Source organism: Acidovorax facilis (genome assembly GCF_050626955.1).
Taxonomy (GTDB): Bacteria; Pseudomonadota; Gammaproteobacteria; order Burkholderiales; family Burkholderiaceae_C; genus Acidovorax; species Acidovorax facilis.
Window position 1 is genome coordinate 238996 of record NZ_CP192460.1, and the last position, 14127, is coordinate 253122.

The 14127-nt window shown below is 66.1% G+C and carries 14 protein-coding genes; 3 read left to right on the forward strand and 11 right to left on the reverse strand.

Annotated elements, in window-relative coordinates:
- The first annotated feature begins 230 nt into the window (after positions 1-230).
- On the forward strand, positions 231-983 hold the full coding sequence (locus ACQ4MJ_RS01085) for a M48 family metallopeptidase (protein ID WP_431150691.1): 753 nt from the start codon (positions 231-233) through the stop codon (positions 981-983).
- 81 nt (positions 984-1064) lie between these two features.
- Here ACQ4MJ_RS01085 and ACQ4MJ_RS01090 read toward each other — a convergent pair whose 3' ends face one another.
- From ACQ4MJ_RS01090 to ACQ4MJ_RS01110, 5 genes are all read right to left on the reverse strand, one after another.
- Positions 1065-1697 (reverse strand): DJ-1/PfpI family protein, encoded by a 633-nt coding sequence (locus tag ACQ4MJ_RS01090; RefSeq protein ID WP_431150689.1) that lies wholly within the window; start codon positions 1695-1697, stop codon positions 1065-1067.
- A gap of 42 nt (positions 1698-1739) precedes the next feature.
- Positions 1740-2288, reverse strand: a complete 549-nt coding sequence (ruvC, locus tag ACQ4MJ_RS01095) for a crossover junction endodeoxyribonuclease RuvC (protein WP_055395965.1) — start codon at positions 2286-2288, stop codon at positions 1740-1742.
- Positions 2289-2370: 82 nt separating this feature from the next.
- Entirely contained in the window at positions 2371-3363 is a 993-nt protein-coding gene (locus tag ACQ4MJ_RS01100; RefSeq protein ID WP_055395967.1) for a phosphatidate cytidylyltransferase, read from the reverse strand.
- 2 nt (positions 3364-3365) lie between these two features.
- Positions 3366-4139 carry a lysophospholipid acyltransferase family protein gene (locus tag ACQ4MJ_RS01105; protein ID WP_121508584.1) on the reverse strand — a complete coding sequence of 258 codons (774 nt, stop codon included), beginning with the start codon at positions 4137-4139 and terminating at the stop codon, positions 3366-3368.
- 84 nt (positions 4140-4223) lie between these two features.
- Positions 4224-5135 (reverse strand): AraC family transcriptional regulator, encoded by a 912-nt coding sequence (locus tag ACQ4MJ_RS01110; RefSeq protein ID WP_431150688.1) that lies wholly within the window; start codon positions 5133-5135, stop codon positions 4224-4226.
- Between the two features lie 76 nt (positions 5136-5211).
- Between ACQ4MJ_RS01110 and ACQ4MJ_RS01115 the strand changes: the two genes are divergently transcribed.
- On the forward strand, positions 5212-6660 hold the full coding sequence (locus tag ACQ4MJ_RS01115) for a cytochrome P450 (protein ID WP_431150686.1): 1449 nt from the start codon (positions 5212-5214) through the stop codon (positions 6658-6660).
- Between the two features lie 48 nt (positions 6661-6708).
- Here ACQ4MJ_RS01115 and ACQ4MJ_RS01120 read toward each other — a convergent pair whose 3' ends face one another.
- From ACQ4MJ_RS01120 to ACQ4MJ_RS01140, 5 genes are all read right to left on the reverse strand, one after another.
- A complete protein-coding gene (locus ACQ4MJ_RS01120; protein ID WP_431150684.1) occupies positions 6709-7038 on the reverse strand; it encodes a hypothetical protein in 330 nt (109 codons plus the stop codon).
- Positions 7039-7069: 31 nt separating this feature from the next.
- On the reverse strand, positions 7070-7804 hold the full coding sequence (gene mtgA / locus ACQ4MJ_RS01125; protein WP_431150682.1) for a monofunctional biosynthetic peptidoglycan transglycosylase: 735 nt from the start codon (positions 7802-7804) through the stop codon (positions 7070-7072).
- Between the two features lie 29 nt (positions 7805-7833).
- The gene (gene aroE / locus ACQ4MJ_RS01130; RefSeq protein ID WP_431150680.1) at positions 7834-8682 is read right to left on the reverse strand and encodes a shikimate dehydrogenase; all 849 of its coding nucleotides are present in this window, start codon (positions 8680-8682) and stop codon (positions 7834-7836) included.
- A gap of 69 nt (positions 8683-8751) precedes the next feature.
- Positions 8752-9612 (reverse strand): energy transducer TonB, encoded by an 861-nt coding sequence (locus tag ACQ4MJ_RS01135; protein WP_055394913.1) that lies wholly within the window; start codon positions 9610-9612, stop codon positions 8752-8754.
- Positions 9613-9644: 32 nt separating this feature from the next.
- Positions 9645-11720 (reverse strand): ribonuclease catalytic domain-containing protein, encoded by a 2076-nt coding sequence (locus ACQ4MJ_RS01140; RefSeq protein ID WP_431150678.1) that lies wholly within the window; start codon positions 11718-11720, stop codon positions 9645-9647.
- A gap of 94 nt (positions 11721-11814) precedes the next feature.
- On the opposite strand from ACQ4MJ_RS01140, the gene ACQ4MJ_RS01145 reads away from it, so the two are divergent.
- A complete protein-coding gene (locus ACQ4MJ_RS01145) occupies positions 11815-13392 on the forward strand; it encodes a Wzy polymerase domain-containing protein (RefSeq protein WP_431150676.1) in 1578 nt (525 codons plus the stop codon).
- Positions 13393-13433: 41 nt separating this feature from the next.
- Here the strand turns inward: ACQ4MJ_RS01145 and ACQ4MJ_RS01150 are convergent, their stop codons facing one another.
- Entirely contained in the window at positions 13434-14018 is a 585-nt protein-coding gene (locus ACQ4MJ_RS01150; protein ID WP_431150674.1) for a YqiA/YcfP family alpha/beta fold hydrolase, read from the reverse strand.
- Positions 14019-14127: the final 109 nt, after the last annotated feature.

Consider the following 14127-nt stretch of genomic DNA (forward strand, 5'->3'; position numbering starts at 1 on the left):
GAAGATTTCCGGCGCCGCAACCTCGCCCAGCCCCCACCGTTTCGGCCCGCCCGCCAGCATCGGCACACAGTTCTTACATCTGAAGACACGGCCGCCAGCGAGAAACGCCGTTGGCGTGGCTATCCTTCGGCGCGCGCCAACCATTGCTTGCAGTTGGTTGCGCAAAAACACAATCGATCCATCGATTCAAGACCAATCAAGAAGCTGACCACGTCAGAGAGGGAACCCCCATGGACCGCCGTAAATTGTTGACGCTCGTAACCCTGGCTTCCGGCGTGAGCGCCGTATCACCCGTGTGGGCGCAGTTTGACCTGGGCAAGATGCTGGATGCAGGCAAGGACCTGGCCAAGTCCGAGAGCCTGTCGGACGAGGAACTCAAGAGCACGTTCGACCATATGTCCGCCGAGATGGACAGCCAGAACCAGGTGGCCCCGGCAGGAAACCCCTATGCCAAGCGCCTCACGAAGCTCACCTCGGGCCTGGGCACCCACGACGGCCTCAAGATGAACTTCAAGGTCTACCTCACGCCCGAGATCAACGCCTTTGCCATGGCCAACGGCACCATCCGGGTGTATTCGGGTTTGATGGACAAGTTCACCGACGATGAAGTGCGCTATGTGATCGGCCACGAGATCGGCCACGTCAAGGCCGGCCACACCAAGGCCCGCATCCAGACCGCCCTGCGCACCAGCGCGCTGCGCAATGCCGTGGCGTCGAGCAACGGCAAGGCCGGTGCCATTGCCAGCTCGCAGCTGGGTGACCTGTTCGAGAAAGTGGTGCGCGCACAGCATTCGCAAAGCAACGAGCGCGAGGCTGACGACTACGCCATGGGCTTCATGAAGGCCAAGCGATACCAGCCCGCCGCTTGCGTCACTGCGCTGGAAAAACTCGCCGCCATGTCGGGCGGGGATTCGACCAGCTTTTTGTCTACCCATCCGTCACCCAAGGAGCGGGCGGACCGGATGAAGACGCAGGTGGCCTGACCTGAAGGCCCGAAGGCCTGAAGGTGGGCCTGCGGCTTTAGCTTGATACCTGGTGGGGCCGCGCCTTCGGGCGCGGTTTTTTTACGTGGGACCGTTGCGGATGTACCTCGGTGCTTGCGGATGACCCCGGAAATCACCATACACCTTTGCGTCAGGGTAGTACTCCGCCCCAAATTGCACCTTGCCTGCGGCTTCTTCGCCGCCTACATGGGCGATGAACGCCAGCATCAGGTCCATGCCTGCTGATACCCCGGCGGACGTCCACACCGACCCATCGCGTACCCAGCGCTGCTCCACAACCTCCACATCGCCCAGTGCGCGCAGGCGGTCCAGGGACCCCCAATGTGTGGTGGCGCACTTGCCGCCCAGCAGACCAGCCGCGTGCAGCACAAAAGCACCCGTGCAGACGGACAACACGGCCTGGCAGGTTTGCGCCTGCCGCGCCACAAAATCGCGCATGGCCGGGTTGTCCACTTCACGCCGCGTGCCCTGGCCACCGGGGACGAGCAGGTAGTCCAGCGGTGGGCAGTTGTCGAAAGCGTGGTGGGGGTTGACCGAGAGCCCCTTGGCGCAGGTGATGGGCGCTGCCGTCTGCGCGACAGTCATGCAGTTTTGGGGGCCATCGGCGTAGCGGCTCCACATCGTGAGCATTTCCCAGGGGCCGACGAAATCGAGTTCTTCGACGTCGGGGAACAGAACGATGCCGAAATTCATGCGCAGGCTCCTTGCGTTGTGGCGGCTCATAAGGCCAATGGTTCAGTAACTCCGCCCGCCCTTGTACATCGCATGCTGCCGCCGGTTCAGCGTGGCGGCTTCGCCCAGCCGCCCCATGGCAGCACCCGCATGCGCATGTGTGATGGCCATGCCCAGGCCATCGGCCGCGTCGGTGCCTGGCACGCCGGGCAGGCTGAGCAGGCGCCGCACCATCTCCTGCACCTGGCTCTTGGCGGCGCGGCCGTGGCCGACCACGGCTTTTTTCATCTGCAGCGCCGTGTATTCGGCCACCGGCAAATTGCTCGCCACCAGGGCCGTGATGCAGGCGCCCCGTGCCTGGCCCAGCAGCAGGGTGGACTGGGGGTTGACGTTGACGAACACGATCTCGACCGAGGCCACATCGGGTTCATAGCGGGCCGCCACTTCGGTGATGCCGTCGAACAGGATCTTCAGGCGCCCGGGCAGATCGCCCAGCGCCAGCGTGGTGGTGCGGATGGTGCCGCTGGCCACGTAGCTGAGCTTGTGGCCGTCCATGTCTACCACGCCAAATCCGGTGGTCTGCAGGCCGGGGTCGATGCCTAAGATGCGCATTTGCTCACTATTTGATAGCTGCTATCGCTTGTTGGTAAAGCGCTGGATGCCAATTTTCTTGAAAATTTCTGGGTCGGTTCATTTACAGACCGAAGTACCAGCGCACCGAATGGAAAAACACCGGCGCCGCAAAACACAGCGCGTCCACCCGGTCGAGCAGGCCACCCGCACCGGTGACCGACATGCCCTGCATGCCCCAGCTGGTGATCCCGCGGTCGCGCTTCAGGGCCTTCATCACCAGGTGCCCCAGGCTGCCCGCCACGCAGGCCAGCAGCGCCATCCCGAGCGCCTGGCCGGGCTTGAACGGGGTGATGAACGTGAGCAGCCCTCCGGCCAGCCCCCCGGCCGCCACACCGGCCAGCCAGCTCGTCCACTGAAAACTCTGGCTCACCTGCGGCGCCACGGGCTTGTGCGGAAAGCGCCGCCCCAGCAGGTGCTGCACCAGCATGCAGGTCTGCACCACAAACACCAGGAAAAACACCAGAAACGCGCCCTTGTCGCGGTAGCCCGGAAAGTCCAGCAGCAGCAGCGCGGGCACGTGGCTCATGCCGTACACGCAGACCATGATGCCCCACTGCAGCTTGGCGTTGCGCTCCAGAAAACGCTGCGGGTCGTTGGCCAGCGCACTCACCACGGGCAGGGCGAGGAACACGTAGACGGGGATGAACACCGTGAACAGGTCAAAGTGCTTGCTGCCCACGATCCAGAACTGCAGCGGCAGCACCACAAAAAACGCCAGCACCAGGCTGCGGTGGTCGCCACGCCGCGTGGGCGAGAGCGTGATGAACTCGCGCAGCGCAAAAAACCCCACGATGGCAAACAGCACGGTGGCTACCGTGTCGCCCAGCACCCAGCCAATCCAGAAGACGGAAGCCATCATCCAGGATGTTTTGAGCAGCCCCCAGAAACGCTTGGCTTCGAGAATGCGGGCTTCGGACTCAGGGTCGTCGCTGGCGTGTTCACGCAGATTGCGTACGAAGGCCCAGATGGTGACGACGGACAGGATGCCAAACATCACCAGGAACAGGGCACCGACCTGCTGGGTGGCAGTCAAATTGCGGAGGAAGTTGTTCATGTTCAGACTTCCCTTAGCGCGATGACTGCACGGCGTGCCCGGTCGAGGAACGGGCGACGCTCTTCACCTGCCTCCAGCTGCACGGGCTCTCCAAAAGTCACTGAGCACAGGATGGGCACTGGCACCACTTCGCCCTTGGGCATCACGCGCTGCACGTTGTTGATCCAGGCGGGCACCAGCACCACCTGCGGGAACATTTGCGCCAGCTTGAACAGGCCCGACTTGAACGGCTGCGGCTCGTCGCCATGGCCGCGCGTGCCTTCGGGAAAGATCACGATGGAGTCTCCGCTCTCCAGCGCACGCACCAGCGGGGCCAGCGGGTCGGACTCGGGCAGGGCTGCGCGCAGCTCCTCGGGGGTGGGCGCGCGGGGCGGGGCTTCGGGCGACGGATCGGGGCCGCCCGCCATGGCGGTGTCCGCGTCGCTGGCGGCGGTGGCAAGGGCCTCCAGCACGCCCACCGGCTCCGCCGCCAGGGGAGCCGGGGGCCGCGCAGGCGTGGCCTGACGGTCTACATACACGGCGTTGAACACGGCGGTGGTGATCCACTGGCGGAACGGCGTCTTGGTCCAGTAGTCCTTGGCGGCAATGGGCCGCGTGATGCTGCGCAGCTCCTCGGGCAGCGCCGCCCAGATCAGCACCATGTCGGCGTGGCTCTGGTGATTGGCGAAATAAATGCGCTGCTCGGCCTTGGGCGGGCAGCCGTACCAGCGGGCCTGGGAACCGGTCAGAAACCGCACGATCCCCAGCAGAAGGAAACTCATCAACTTGGCAAGCATGGCGGGGATGATACGTGGCGGGTGTGCCCTGTCGGGCGTGTACTGTGGCGGGCCCCAGCCGGGCGGCTGCAGCTACCCTGGCCACTACACCCAGATGCGATATGCCCAGAACGCCTCGTCGCCGTAGATGCCGTCGTACAGCGCCTGTGGGGCATAGCCGGTGATGCGCCGCGTGACGCGGCACAGGTGCGACTGGTCCGAGAAGCCCGCGCCTGCCGCCACGTCGGCCCATTTCACGGTACCCTTCGCGGCGTCCGAAGCGATGGTGTCGAAAAACGCCTGCTCGGCCTTGCCAAAGCCGCGCAGCTCGCGCAGCGGCAGCCCGGCCCAGCGCTTGATGCGGCGCTCCAGCTGGCGCAGGCTGCGGCCGGGAGCCGATACAGCGGCGCGCTGCGCGAGGTGCATGGCCCAGTCACCGTAGCGCTGCACCTGCAGCGCCTGCGCCGGACGGCAGGCTTGCCAGCGGGGTTCCAGAAACGCCTCCAGGCAGTCCATGCGGGCGGCATCGCCCGGCTGGTGCTGCACGGCTTCGCACATCGCGATCCAGTCGGGTGGCAGCACGGTTTGCGCATCCACGAAACGGTCAGTCAGCGCCTCGGGCTCCAGGCCGGTGAGCTGGTGCAGCGCGTCGGGCATGAACATCACCATCATGGCGTGGGTGGGCGCTGCGCAATAGCTGGCGCTGGGCCGGGTCTGGGGGCCCGCCAGCACCCAGCGGCCGGGATACGCCTCGCGCGGGCTCTGCAGGCCGGGCTGGGTGTCGGGGCGGTCTGCCACCAGGGCTTCGCTGCGGCCTTCAAACCACCAGCTCAGGCTGCAAAGGGGTGTGGCCGGAAAGCGGTTGATGCGTTGCTCATCCGTGAGCGTGTAGCCGAGTGTGCTGCGCACCATGGTGCCGCGCAGGCAGGCCGACAGGCTGGCGCACGGAAGCCACAGCTGGCCCGAGGGGATCAGCCCCTGCGGATGCCGTGCGGAAGGTGGGACCAGGGTTGCCATGGGGCGCGAGTGTAGGCCAGGGGCGATGTCGAATTCGTTCAATACCTGCCCGCTGCTGCGCCGCACCATCCGCACCATGAACCACGCAACCACCACTGCCCCATCGAAGCCCGCAACACCTCCCCCCTCTGCGCAGCTTGCGCCAGCCCGGCACCCCGAGCCCGGTGGCCCGCCCAGCCGCTGGTGGGGCCTGCCCTTGTTGCAGGAGATGCGTGCCGATTACCTGGGCTTCGTCACCCGCCTGCAGCGCGACCATGGCGACCTCACCCGCATGCGCCTGGTTAATGAAGATGCCTGGGACCTCCTGTCGCCCGACCTCGTGCGCGAGGCGCTGGTCACCCACGCAGACCACCTGATCCGCTGGGAGCGCGGCATCGCCGTGTTCGAGCAGGTGTTCGGCCAGAGCGTGCTGGTGACCGAGGGCGACACCTGGCAGCGCCAGCGCCGCATGCTGATGCCTGCTTTTACCCCCAAACGCGTGGCGGGCTACGCGCAGCTCATGACCGATGCTGCCCGCAGCGCGCTCGACGCCGCCGTGCCCGCTGGCCAGGCCGAAGCGTTGGTGCCCATGGACATGCTCTGGACCGATGTGGCCATGGACGTGATCCTGCGCACGCTGTTCAGCGAATCGGCCCAGGCCGACGCGTGCGATGCCGCCTGGGCCACGCAGACGCTGTCGGAGACAGCCTTCCGAGAAATGTTCATGCCCTTCACGCTGCCCGACTGGCTGCCCCTGCCCGGCAAGGCCGCCAAGCGGCGCGCGCTCAAGGCACTCAAGGGGCTGGTGCAGCGCCACATCGGTGCGCGCAGCCGGGATGCGGCAGATTCAGCAGGCGCCCCGCCACGCACTGACCTGCTGCACATGCTGCTGGCGCTGCGCGACGAATCCACCGGCGAGCCGCTGTCGCCGCAGGAAGTGTTCGACCAGTGCATGGTCAGCTTCCAGGCCGGGCACGAGACCAGCGCCACCACGCTGCTGTGGTGGAGCCGCCTGATGGCCGAACACCCCGAGGCCGCGCAACGCGCACAGGCCGAGGTGGACAGCGTGCTGCCCCCGGGCCAGACGCCCGGCCCCGAGCACCTTGCCCGGTTGCCCTTTCTGGCCGCAACCCTCAAGGAGGCGCTGCGCCTGTACCCGCCCATTGCCGCGCTGATGACCCGGCGCACCACCGCACCCATCACGCTGGGCGGCGTGGAGGTGCCCCAGGGCGCCATGCTGCGCATCACGCCCTGGGTGCTGCACCGGGATGAACGCTGGTTTGCCCAGGCCGACCGCTTTGTGCCGGAGCGTTTTCTGGATGACGCCCCGGCCATCCCCAGAGGCGCGTGGATACCGTTTGGAATGGGGCCACGCGTCTGTATTGGGCAGCACTTTGCGATGCTGGAGATGACGCTGCTGGCGGCTATGTTGCTGCAGCGGTACCGGCTGCGGTTGCCGGAGGGGGTGGCGGTGTGTGTGCCGAAGTTGCAGGTGACTTTACGGCCGGAGGAACCAGTAACGCTGCTGCTAGCGCGAAGGGGGTAGACGCTTTTAGCTTGGCAATTTGCTCCCCAGACTGATGCCGAGGTACTGCTACGGAGAGGAGCGTCGCCGATTTCTCAAAAACCGATAGATGGAGATGTAGGCCCACCATTGCGGCCCGCAGAGGGTGATCCACACCAGTTGCTTGAAGGCAATGAATGCGGTGAAGTCCTGACCATAGAGAGCTTTCGCGGCAAGTGCGGAGGGCAACCACGAAGGGAAGTTCAGTGTTGCCAGCACGGCCTCGACATAGCTCGGAACGCCACAGCATGCTGAAAGTGGAATCTCGCCATAGGCGACCCCGAGGCTCCAGGCGCTAAAGACAACAACCAGTGCGATGTTTGCGGCGGCCACCCAACGCTCGGCTCGCGTGAATATCATCAGCAAATCCTTCCGTTGAGCACTGGATCCTTCACGGCAGCTCCGCACTCCCCATCCGACCCAAAATCGTCCGCGTCCTTCCCGCCAGATACGCCGACCCCGGTGTCTTCTCAAACCGCTTGGGTGCAGGCAGCATTACCGCCAGCCGCGCGGCTTCCGTGGCGCTCAGGCGCGAGGCGCTTTTGCGGAAGTAGTGCTGCGCGGCCGCCTCGGCGCCGAACACGCCTTCGCCCCATTCCACGCTGTTCAGATAAATCTCCAGGATGCGCTGCTTGCTCAGCAGCTGCTCCAGCAGCAGCGTGAGTACAAATTCCTGCCCCTTGCGCAGCAGCGTGCGTTCGCCGGATAGCAGCAGGTTCTTGGCCAGTTGCTGCGTGATGGTGGAGCCGCCACGGATCTTGGGGGCGCGCACGGGGCGGTCGGGGGCTCGGGCCTGGGCTTTGTTGGCCAGGGCCTCGGCCTTTGCGTTGCGCTCCCAGGCTTTTTCGATGGCGTTCCAGTCCACGCCGTCGTGGCTCACAAAGCCATCGTCTTCCGAGGCGATCACGGCGCGCTTGAGCTGGTCGGAGATGCTGGCGTAGGGCATCCACTGCTGGCGCCAGGGGACGTTGCCTTTGGTGGTGAGCAGCGTCCAGGCCTCGGAGCGCTGAAAGCTGGTGGTTTCGGGGTCGATGACCACCATGGCCGCGATACGGACCACAAAGAACAGCTGCAGCGCCACGAAGGCGAGCACCACCAGTCCCAGCCAGCGCAGCACGGCTTTCATCGCGGTGTGTCTCCTCGTGTGGGGTGTTGTTATTTGGATGAGTTGGCCTGCTGCATTTCCTGCAGCACCTGGGCCGACGGCGGGCGCACGCCGCGCCACAGCAAGAAGGCTTCTGCGGCTTGCTCGACCAGCATGCCCAGGCCGTCACGCGGAACGGCGCCGTGTTGGCGGGCCCAATCCAGAAAACCCTGCGCGGCGGGGCCATACATCATGTCGTAGGCCAGGCAACCGGGGCGCAGCACGCTGGCGGATACCGGCACTTCGGCACCGGCCAGGCTGCTGGCCGTGGCATTGATAATGACATCAAAATTGGCCTCTAGCGCTTGTGGAGTAAGCGCAATAAGCTCTGATTTTTGTAGCAATGCAAGCGCACTGTGCGACTGCACCAGGGCCTGCGCCCTGGCCAGCGTGCGGTTGGCCACCGTGATGTGGCGGGCTCCTGCCAGCAACAACGGGCCCAGCACGCCCGCAGCGGCGCCACCGGCGCCCACCAGCAGCACATCGCGCCCCGCCAGCGACACACCCGCGTTGCGCGTGATGTCGGCCACCAGGCCCAGGCCGTCGGTGTTGTCGGCATAGATGCTGCTGTCGGCGCGGAAGGTGAGGGTGTTGGCCGCACCGGCCAGCTGCACGCGCTCGCTGCATTCGGTGGCGAGAAGTGGTGCGTCGGTTTTGAACGGCACCGTCACGTTGCAACCGCGCCCACCCTGGGCCACAAAGTCGCGCACGCCCTGGGCAAAACCATCCATGGGCACCAGGCGGCGTTCGTAGGCGATGTGCTCACCCGTCAGTTCGGCAAAGCGGGCGTGGATGGCGGGGGAGCGGCTGTGCGCCACCGGATTGCCCATCACGCAGTACAGGTCGGCGGCTTGGCTCATGGGTAAAAAATCGTGCGGTATGAAAAAAGGCGGGTTGGCAGGGCCGCCGCGGGCAGGGCCTGGTGGCGACTAGCGGACGCTGGTCTCCAGCGTCTGATCGCGCGTGAACTTGAAGCGCGCCACCATGGCGATCTGGTCGGCCTTCTTGCGCATGTCGGCGCCAAACGCGCCAAACGGGCCGGCAGCCCGGGCAATCGCCTCGGCGCGCCGGTCCAGCGTGGGGTTGCCCGAGCCTTGCACCACCTCGGTGTCGAGCACGCGGCCGTCGTGGTTGACGGTGACGATCATGGTCAGCTCGCCATACAGCTTCTTGCCGCCCTGTTCGGGGAAGTTTTCGGTGCCCTTGTCTTCCACCTTGCGGCGCAGGCCGTCGTAATAGATGGCGTAGGCCTCTTCGCGCGTGGCGGGGCTGATGTAGCGCTTCTTGGGGCGCGAGTTTTCTTCATTGATGCGCTTTTCGATCTCGGCGAGCAGCTTGACGAGCTGGCGGCGCTTTTCCTGCTCGTTGGCCTGCTCGGCGCTCTGGCTGGCCTGGCGCGGATCGGGCTCGGGCATGGTGGCCAGCTGCTTGCGCAACTGGGCCAGCAATTGCGCCTGCTGCTCCTGCATCGCGTCCATCTTGCGCTGGGCTTCTTCGTAGTCGTCGCCCACCGTGGTCAGCGCGGTGTAGGGCAGGGGGCTGGTGGCGCGGCCCTTCTCGGCATCGCCGCCGCCGGCCAGGTTGGCCTGGGCAATCGCCTGGGCCTTGTCGGGGCGCTCGTTGGACTTGGCGTTGACCAGGATGACTTCGAGCGGCGTGTCCTGGAACACGCGGTTGAAGCCCTCGGGGTCGATGAAACGCACCGAGATGAGCGCGGCATGCACGGCCACCGAGATGCCCAACGCGAGCTGCAGCGTGCTGAAGGTGCGGAGGAAGGCAGGGAGTTTCATCGCCAGCAATTATCAGGGGCTGTCAGGGGGAATCAGGCGGCTGGTGCTGCCGCAGCGGCTTCGGCGGGTGCCTCGTTCACGTCCACTGCAATGGCAATCGGTCCGGCCACGGTATCGTCGTCCTCGGCATCGTCCACCGGGCCGTCGTCGCTGGTGTCGGCCGGGTCATCCAGGCGCTCGATCACGGTGCCATGGATATCGAGGGTGATCTCGTCCACCTCGCCCAGCTTGACCTTCAGGCGCGCGCCGCGCGGCAGGTTCTGCGCGCCCAGCACGGGGAAGACCAGCGGAATATCGTCTGCACGAACGAGGAAGCTGCCGCCCGGGCCTTCCTTGAAGACGGTGGCGTTGAGCTCGGTGATGCCGTTCTGCTCTACATATTTGAGCGTCCAGAACCGTTCCATGCCCGCCTGGTAGCCGTTGTAGGCGCTGTAGGCGCCGTCAAAGCTGCTGATGATGGAGAACAGGTCGGCATCCTTGGGCTTGAAAGGCGCGGCCAGCGCAGCGGTCTTGCCGTGGCGGGCGCAGGCAATGATTTGCCACTGGTTGACCAGGTCGGTGTAGCGGCGCAGGGGCGACGTGGCCCACGAATACGCTTTGACGCCGATGCCCGCATGCGGCAGCGCCTTGGTGCCCATCCGCACCTTCACGCCGGGCGCCATGCTGGCCTGGCTGCGGTAGATGCCGGGCACTCCCAGCTCGGCCATCCAGCTGCCCCAGGTGCTGTTGGCCACGATCATGGCCTCGGCCACGATCAGGTCGAGCGGCGCGCCGCGCTGGCGCACGCTGATCTGCACTTGTTCATCGCCCGTGGGCTCGGCACCGTTGTTGCCGACCAGGCGGAAGTTGTAGTCCGGCCGGTTGAAGTTCTCGGGCTTGCCACGCACCACTTCGCGGCGGGCTTTGAGGTCCTTGGCAAGGCGGTGCAAAAATGATAGCTGGGGGCGCAGGTCAGACAAGCGCTGGGAGTCGTTTTGATGCTCGAACGCCGGGTTGGAGAGCCATTCTTCGGTCACCACGCTGTCGAGCTGGTCGTGGCGCAGGTTGGCGACCACGTGCACGCGCTCCAGTTTGGTTTCAGAGCTTTTGAATTCCAGCGTGGCTTCGTCGATGGTGACGTACAGCGACACGGCCGGGTTGGCGCGGCCTTCGTCCAGCGTGTAGGTCTGCACCACGTCGTCGGGCAGCATGGTGATCTTGTAGCCCGGCATGTACACCGTGGACAGGCGCGCACGGCCCAATTGGTCGATGGCGCTGCCCGGCTGGATGGCCAGACCCGGCGCGGCGATGTGGATGCCCAGCACCACGGTGCCCGTGCCCAGGCCCTGCACCGACAGCGCATCGTCGATTTCGGTGGTCTGCGAGTCATCGATGGAATACGCCTGCGCGGTGGACAGCGGCAGCTCGTCCGCAATGGCGGGTGCGGTGACGGCGGGAAAGCCTGTGCCCTTGGGGAAGTTCTCGAACAAGAAGCGCTTCCAGTGGAACTGGTAGGCCGAATCGATGGCGCCCGCCTTTTGCAGCAGGTCGAGCGGCGCGGTGTGCGTGGCGCGGCTGGCGTCCACCACGGCCTTGTACTCGGGCGCGTTCTTGTCGGGCTTGAACAGGATCTTGTAAAGCTGGTCGCGGATGGGCTGCGGGCATTCGCCCCGTCCCAGCGCGGCGGCCCATTCGTCGATCTGCGCGAGGATGGCCTTTTTCTTCTCGATGGCGGCCAACGCCTGCTGCAGGATCTCGGCCGATGCCTTCTTGAACCGGCCCTTGCCCGCACGGCGGAAGTAGTGCGGGGCGTCGTACAAGCGGAACAGCGCACCGGCCTGCTGGGCCAGGGTGGCGTTTTCAGAGAAATAGTCCCGCGCCAGGTCGGCAAAGCCGAACTCGTCTTCGGGCGCGAACTCCCAGGCCAGGTCCAGCTCAATGGTTTCGGCCACGGCCTGGGCCTGGGCAATCAAGTCGGCAGGCGAGGGTTTCTCGAATTTCAGGAGGATGTTGGCGGCCTTGACCTTGACCCGCTTGCCCGAGTCGAGCTCAACCTGGGCGGATGTATCGGCTTCGGACAGGATACGACCGGCCATGAACTTGCCGGCTTCTTCAAACAATGCGTGCATGGGCGGCATTGTCCCATGGGTGCCGAGCCGGTCCGACGGCCCCGGGCCTGCCCCTATGATCCAGGGCTTTGCACGATGGCCCGGTTCTTTCGACATGTTTTTTGATGCCATTGCCGTTCCGCTGGCCATGCTCGCAGTGGCTTTGCCGTTTCTGTTTGCCGTCACTGACTCCCCAATCGCCAACTTCTGGCCGCTGATCGCGTCCTGGGTGTGTGGGGCGGTGCTTTTGCTGCTGGCAGCCGGGTGGGCACGTGCCGGGGTCGCGCAGCGCAGGGGGCCTGCGGGCTGGGGTTGGCTGCTGGCGGGTGGGCTGGGGCTGGCCGCGCTGGTGGCCAGCGTCATCGGGCTGGTGCAGTACCTTGCTGGCGATGTCGGCCTGGGGCCCTGGATTCACGCTTCGGTGCCGGGCCAGGCGGTGGGCAACCTGCGCCAGCGCAACCAGCAGGCCACCCTGCTCAGCCTGGGGGCGTGGGCCTGGCTGTGGTGGACGCTGCATGCCCGTCCACAAGGCAACGCGGACTTGGCCGGGGCGGCCAGCCCAGGCCGCGCACCTTCCTCCGGCGTGTGGGGCGTGCTGACCGCCGTGGCGCTGATGTGGATCGCCGTGGGCGGGGCCGCCACAGCGTCGCGGACCGTGGTGGTGCAGTGGCTGCTTGTCCTGGTGCTTCTGGTCGTGTGGCGTGGCGCGGGCCGTGGGGAGGCGCTGCGCCTGGGTATCGCAGGGTTTGCGGTTTTTCTGGTGGCCGCCTGGGTGCTGCCCGAGGCGCTCTGGAGGTTCCAGGGCGTGCGCGCAGATGCCTTGTTCCACCGTTTTACGGACGGATCGCACAGCTGCACCAGTCGGCGGGTGCTGTGGTCCAACGTGCTCACCCTGATTGCGCAGAAACCGTGGCTGGGCTGGGGCTGGGGCGAACTGGACTACGCACACTACATCACGCTGTTCCCGGGCGAGCGCTTTTGTGTGCTGCTGGACAACGCGCACAACCTGCCCCTGCACCTGGCCGTAGAGCTGGGCCTGCCCGCTGCCGTGGCGTTGTGCGGGGTCGTCGTGGCAGGGTGCCTGTGGGCCCGGCCTTGGCGCGAAACCGAACCCGTGCGCCAGCTGGCCTGGGGCGTGCTGGCGCTCATCGGACTGCACAGCATGCTGGAATACCCGCTGTGGTACGGGCCGTTCCAGGTGGTGGCCTTGCTCTCGGTGGCGATCCTGGTCTGGCCCCGGCGCGACGAAGCATGGGATGGGCGCGCGTGGCCTGCGGGGGCTGCTGCGCTGGTGGCCGCCCTGGCAGTCCTGGGTGCCTGCGGCCTTGCCGCCTGGGACTACCACCGCGTGAGCCAGCTTTACAAGCCCGGTGCGCAGCGGGCTGCCGCGTACCGTGAGGACACGCAGGCCAAGGTGTCCCATTCGCTGCTGTTTTCGGGCCCGCTGGACTTTGCGCGCCTGACCACCACGGGGCTGACACGCGACAACGCAGCGCGCATGAACGCCCTGGCCCAGGAACTGCTGCATTACTCCCCCGAGCCCCGCGTCATTGAAGTGCTGGTTGAAAGTGCCGTGATGCTGGGCAAGGACGACGAAGCGGCTTTCCACATGAAGCGCTACCGTGCAGCCTACCCGGACGACTATGCCCGCTGGATGGGGGCGGGTGGCACCCGGGCATCCCAGGCACGTTGAAGAGGTTCTGATGCGCTGGTGCCCCCGGCGCCCGGGCGATGTCAGGCCAGAGCCAGGAACTCCGTCACCTGGGGCAGGTAGTCGCTGAAATTGGCGAGGGCGTGTTCTCCCCCCTCCTGCACCACCAACCGCGCCTGCGGGTAGCGCGCCACCATTTCACGCCAGTCCAGCACCTCGTCGCCCTTGGCAATGATGGCCATCTCGGGCGCTGCCGGCGGCTGGCCTGTGGTGTCCAGCGCGTGCAGCTCGTCAATGTATTCAGGCTGGAAGTAAAACCGCTCCGCTGGGTCGTGCCAGGTGGTCTGCTCGCCGATGTACCGCGCAAGGTCACGCGCCGGGTGCACGGCCGGATTGAGCATCACGCTGGGGCAGCCCTTGTGCTGCGCCACCCAGCTGGCGTAAAAGCCACCGAGCGAGGAGCCGATCACCGCCATTGCTGCTCCGCGCCACGGGGCAATGCCCTGCGCGACCAGTTCCATCGCCGCTTTGGGGGAGGGCGGCAGCTGGGGGCACCAGAAGGTGACACCCGGGTGGTGCTGCGCCACCTGCGCGGCCATCTGCCGCGCCTTGGCAGACTGGGGCGAAGAGCGAAAGCCGTGAAGGTACAGAAGGTGGGTGGTGGTCATGGAGGGGGAAAACGACAGGGCAGGGGAATCACTGCTGTGAAAGGGGTGGCCGAGACATAAGATGCATGGCATGGGCACCACGCGGTGGGCCCGCTGCCTTGATCCCCAC

Coding starts and splice junctions, on each gene's coding strand:
- ACQ4MJ_RS01085 (WP_431150691.1), top strand. CDS start 231: ATGGACCGCCGTAAATTGTTGACGCTCGTAACCCTGGCTTCCGGCGTG.
- ACQ4MJ_RS01090 (WP_431150689.1), bottom strand. CDS start 1,697: ATGAATTTCGGCATCGTTCTGTTCCCCGACGTCGAAGAACTCGATTTC.
- ruvC (WP_055395965.1), bottom strand. CDS start 2,288: ATGCGCATCTTAGGCATCGACCCCGGCCTGCAGACCACCGGATTTGGC.
- ACQ4MJ_RS01100 (WP_055395967.1), bottom strand. CDS start 3,363: ATGAACAACTTCCTCCGCAATTTGACTGCCACCCAGCAGGTCGGTGCC.
- ACQ4MJ_RS01105 (WP_121508584.1), bottom strand. CDS start 4,139: ATGCTTGCCAAGTTGATGAGTTTCCTTCTGCTGGGGATCGTGCGGTTT.
- ACQ4MJ_RS01110 (WP_431150688.1), bottom strand. CDS start 5,135: ATGGCAACCCTGGTCCCACCTTCCGCACGGCATCCGCAGGGGCTGATC.
- ACQ4MJ_RS01115 (WP_431150686.1), top strand. CDS start 5,212: ATGAACCACGCAACCACCACTGCCCCATCGAAGCCCGCAACACCTCCC.
- ACQ4MJ_RS01120 (WP_431150684.1), bottom strand. CDS start 7,038: ATGATATTCACGCGAGCCGAGCGTTGGGTGGCCGCCGCAAACATCGCA.
- mtgA (WP_431150682.1), bottom strand. CDS start 7,804: ATGAAAGCCGTGCTGCGCTGGCTGGGACTGGTGGTGCTCGCCTTCGTG.
- aroE (WP_431150680.1), bottom strand. CDS start 8,682: ATGAGCCAAGCCGCCGACCTGTACTGCGTGATGGGCAATCCGGTGGCG.
- ACQ4MJ_RS01135 (WP_055394913.1), bottom strand. CDS start 9,612: ATGAAACTCCCTGCCTTCCTCCGCACCTTCAGCACGCTGCAGCTCGCG.
- ACQ4MJ_RS01140 (WP_431150678.1), bottom strand. CDS start 11,720: ATGCACGCATTGTTTGAAGAAGCCGGCAAGTTCATGGCCGGTCGTATC.
- ACQ4MJ_RS01145 (WP_431150676.1), top strand. CDS start 11,815: ATGTTTTTTGATGCCATTGCCGTTCCGCTGGCCATGCTCGCAGTGGCT.
- ACQ4MJ_RS01150 (WP_431150674.1), bottom strand. CDS start 14,018: ATGACCACCACCCACCTTCTGTACCTTCACGGCTTTCGCTCTTCGCCC.